Here is a 3,652-nt window from a genome sequence, read left to right on the forward strand (position 1 = left end):
AAACCTTCAAAATCCTTGCTGAGCGTTATCGAAATAGAGGTAAAAGGCTTGGTTTGAGATTCAATTTAATCGCTGGAATCTACAACTTGGAACTGAGCAAAAAATGATTTATGAAAGAGGTCTATTAAAGAGAGATAAAAACCGGATTGACGTCAATGAACCGTATAAAGAGTTTCAGGCAATCATCTCAACACTCGACATGTTTAGCTTTTGGCATTTTCAGGGAGGATTGCCTCAAGTTTAGAAGACAAACCTAGGTAGAATCGAAGACGGGCCATTTGCTAAAGAAATACATATTAAAAAACAGGTGAATCCATTCATACAAAGATGTGCCCCTAGTCTTAGGTCCATTTTATTATTTAATGATTAATCATATGTGTTTATAGGCTAAAAATCCTACTGGTCATTCATTGAAAGACGTTGTAAAATACAGCGCTTGAAATTTTATATTTTCATTGTGGTTCTCCCGGCTTTCGGGTAGAATTCGGTCTCCTTTTGTTTGGACAGCTTCCATAGTCCAAACCAACTATAATAGGTAGTGGTTTAATGAAAACTCTCAGCGCTAAGCCAGCTGAAGTTCAACACGACTGGTACGTTGTTGATGCTTCTGGCAAAACTTTAGGTCGTCTCGCGACTGAAATCGCTCGTCGTTTACGCGGTAAGCATAAAACTTCTTATACTCCTCACGTTGACACTGGTGATTACATCGTTGTTATCAATGCTGAGCAAGTTCAAGTGACTGGTAACAAATCACTTGACAAGAAATACTATCGCCATACTGGTTTCCCTGGTGGTATTCGTGAAACTAATTTTGAAAAATTAGTTGCTCACAAACCAGAAGAAATTTTCCAACGCGCTGTAAAAGGCATGTTGCCAAAAGGTCCTCTTGGTTATGCAATGATCAAAAAAATGAAAGTGTACGCTGGTACTGAGCATCCACATACTGCTCAACAGCCACAAGTTTTGGACATCTAAGGGATACAGCACATGGCTACTAACTATGGTACAGGTCGCCGTAAGACCGCAACTGCACGTGTTTTCCTATCTGCTGGTACTGGTAAACTCGTAATCAACAACCGTTCTTTAGAACAATACTTCGGTCGTGAGACTGCTCGTATGGTTGTTCGTCAACCTCTAGAGCTTCTTGAAGCGACTGAGAAATATGACTTTTACATCACTGTTGCTGGTGGTGGTATTGGTGGTCAAGCAGGCGCTATCCGTCACGGTATTACTCGTGCGCTGATCGCTTCTGACGAAACTCTTAAACCTGCTCTTCGTCAAGCTGGTTTCGTTACTCGTGATGCTCGTGAAGTTGAACGTAAGAAACTTGGTTTACGTAAAGCTCGTAAACGTCCTCAATTCTCTAAACGTTAATTCGTTTACCGAATCGGACAAAAAACCCTGGTGTATACCAGGGTTTTTTTATGGCTTGAAAATGACCACTTAATATTATTTTTATTGTCATTGTTCATGCACATCCTTACCCCACACTCCTTCATGGCACCAGAAGGATTTGGTTAGATAATAATTCGCAACACCGATGATAATAAACAGAATGATTAAGCCAAAATTCATGATCATGTTGTTCTGCTCCTTTCATTTTTTTCTCTACTCTACCCTGCCTTAATCCAATTGGCTTTTTATGCTTCGTGCTTTTTAGGTTGATTTTTAGTATCCTAGTCTATTCATTAGAACTTAATCAGGATTTATGTCAGTCGAAAGCGCGCCACTTCAAGGACTCACCTTATATAGCCATGCCGATGACTTTCGTTCCCATTGGATTCGCTACGTACTTGCCGAAAAGCAGATTAAATATAACCTGATCCTGGTCGATAGTGATGATGAAGATCTGGCCAGCCTCAATCCTTATAACCAGCTGCCCATGCTGATTGAAAATGATTTAAAATTATTCAATACCAGCATCATTTCCGAATATATAGACGATCGTTACCGCCAGAACAAGCTCTATGCAGATGCTCCCATGCCTCGTGCGGAACAGCGACAATATATCTGGCGTTTTGAAAATGACTGGCTCAAACTGGCCGATATTATGCTATGTCATCCGGATACTCTGGATACTGCAGCCAAAGTGAAGGCTCAAAAACAGTTGCATGATATCCTGATTTCATTAACGCCCCTGTTCCAGCATTTCCCTTATTTTATGTCGGAACATTTCAGCATCTTGGATTGCATGCTGGCTCCCATTTTCATTCGACTTAAAAGCATGGGAGTAGAATTACCTAAACAGCAATGTCGTCCATTTTATTTATATTGCCAGCGAGTTTTTAGCCGTCCTGCATTTGCAAAATCCATGACCTTGCAGGAAAAAAACCGCTACCAAGAGCAAATCAAACCTGTAGAGAAACATCATGTCTGAACAAGAATTCAACTTAAGTCCTACCCGTCCCTATATGGCACGTGCAATCTATGAGTGGATTTGCGATAACAATATGACGCCTTATCTGCTGGTCGATGCTACACGTCCAAATACCATGGTTCCTGAACAGTTTATTAAAGATGGCCAGATTGTCCTGAATATTGTGCCGCATGCAGTTCATGCGCTGAATATGGATAATGAAGCCATCACCTTTTCAGCACGTTTTGGTGGCGTATCACGTGATATCTATGTATCGATGGCAGCAGTTCTCGGGGTCTATGCACGTGAAAACGGTCAGGGATTATTCTTTGATCCAAATGAATATGAGCATACACAAAATGATGAAGATGCTTTAAAATCAAGCACTGAAGAACAGCCTGAACCCGCAAAGAAAAAACCAACCCTAAGGTTATTAGATTAAAAATAATGGAGTAAGTGAATGGCTTTTGATTTAGTACAATATTTTGTTGAACAGATAGAAACTCAAAAGCCTGAGCTTCTACAAGGCTATACAAAAGAAGAAAAACGTAAATATATTTCAGAAATCAATGCTCTCACTTTAGGCAAACTGATTAGCGAATGGCGCAATAATCCGCAAAAAATTTATAATGAAATCAAACACCCAGATGAACTCTATATTCTGGAAATTGCCCGTCACCTGACTACCCGAGTGGAAAACAAGTCAACTTTACCAAAACCCGAGCTGGAACAGCTCACGTCTGAAATTTTTCATTTTCAGCTGACTGAATTAAAGCAGTTACATGATACTGGCAATCATAATCAGACCAGTATCCAAGAGCTGTTGAAAGGACAAATTGAGCATTTGTCTGGGCAGGCAGATGATTGGGTTTGGACAACAAATAACCTAACAGAACTCAAAGGCTCTAAACCAATTCATGAAGAAGAGCTATCATTAGAAGCATCAATGAAGGAGTTTAGCCAAATGGTTCATCAAAATATCCAGCATCATGATGTTGAAGAAGTTGCTGTTGTAGAAGCACCAACCTGGGCAAAAATCGTTGAGCCAGTGGTTGCGCTTGCGATTCTTTGGGTACTGATTGAAGCAGTATTACGTGTATTTGCGTAAATACTTCAACCTCAAAAATTCAGTTTTACTAAAAGCCAATGAGATATTGGCTTTTTTTATTCCTTGGATTCTCAAATGAAGTGCAACAGAGATTAAATTATTGGAAGGAAGCAAGATGAGCTAGCATTTTGCTTCCGACCGACCAAAGTCAAAGTTGCATCATGAACTATACTCATCTTACTCAAGAA

General features: G+C 40.0%; 5 protein-coding genes and 1 pseudogene. All 6 read left to right on the forward strand.

Annotation, left to right across the window (positions count from 1 at the left end; genetic code table 11):
- Positions 1-107: pseudogene (locus FTV31_RS15895) on the forward strand (IS5/IS1182 family transposase); the annotation flags it as partial.
- Positions 108-546: 439 nt separating this feature from the next.
- A complete protein-coding gene (gene rplM, locus FTV31_RS15900) occupies positions 547-975 on the forward strand; it encodes a 50S ribosomal protein L13 (RefSeq protein WP_004785249.1) in 429 nt (142 codons plus the stop codon).
- Between the two features lie 12 nt (positions 976-987).
- The gene (gene rpsI, locus FTV31_RS15905; protein WP_180015657.1) at positions 988-1,374 is read left to right on the forward strand and encodes a 30S ribosomal protein S9; all 387 of its coding nucleotides are present in this window, start codon (positions 988-990) and stop codon (positions 1,372-1,374) included.
- A 334-nt stretch (positions 1,375-1,708) separates the two neighbouring features.
- Entirely contained in the window at positions 1,709-2,377 is a 669-nt protein-coding gene (locus tag FTV31_RS15910; protein ID WP_180015659.1) for a glutathione S-transferase N-terminal domain-containing protein, read from the forward strand.
- Entirely contained in the window at positions 2,370-2,798 is a 429-nt protein-coding gene (locus tag FTV31_RS15915) for a ClpXP protease specificity-enhancing factor (protein ID WP_180015661.1), read from the forward strand. The genes FTV31_RS15910 and FTV31_RS15915 overlap by 8 nt, the downstream gene beginning before the upstream one ends.
- 18 nt (positions 2,799-2,816) lie before the next feature.
- The gene (locus tag FTV31_RS15920) at positions 2,817-3,464 is read left to right on the forward strand and encodes a hypothetical protein (protein WP_180015663.1); all 648 of its coding nucleotides are present in this window, start codon (positions 2,817-2,819) and stop codon (positions 3,462-3,464) included.
- Positions 3,465-3,652 lie beyond the last annotated feature (188 nt).

Origin of the sequence: Acinetobacter sp. YH16031 (assembly GCF_013417335.1) — a bacterium.
Classification (GTDB): Bacteria; Pseudomonadota; Gammaproteobacteria; order Pseudomonadales; family Moraxellaceae; genus Acinetobacter.

Excerpts from the sequence above, each read along its gene's own strand:
- rplM (WP_004785249.1), top strand. The coding sequence starts at position 547 with ATGAAAACTCTCAGCGCTAAGCCAGCTGAAGTTCAACACGACTGGTAC.
- rpsI (WP_180015657.1), top strand. The coding sequence starts at position 988 with ATGGCTACTAACTATGGTACAGGTCGCCGTAAGACCGCAACTGCACGT.
- FTV31_RS15910 (WP_180015659.1), top strand. The coding sequence starts at position 1,709 with ATGTCAGTCGAAAGCGCGCCACTTCAAGGACTCACCTTATATAGCCAT.
- FTV31_RS15915 (WP_180015661.1), top strand. The coding sequence starts at position 2,370 with ATGTCTGAACAAGAATTCAACTTAAGTCCTACCCGTCCCTATATGGCA.
- FTV31_RS15920 (WP_180015663.1), top strand. The coding sequence starts at position 2,817 with ATGGCTTTTGATTTAGTACAATATTTTGTTGAACAGATAGAAACTCAA.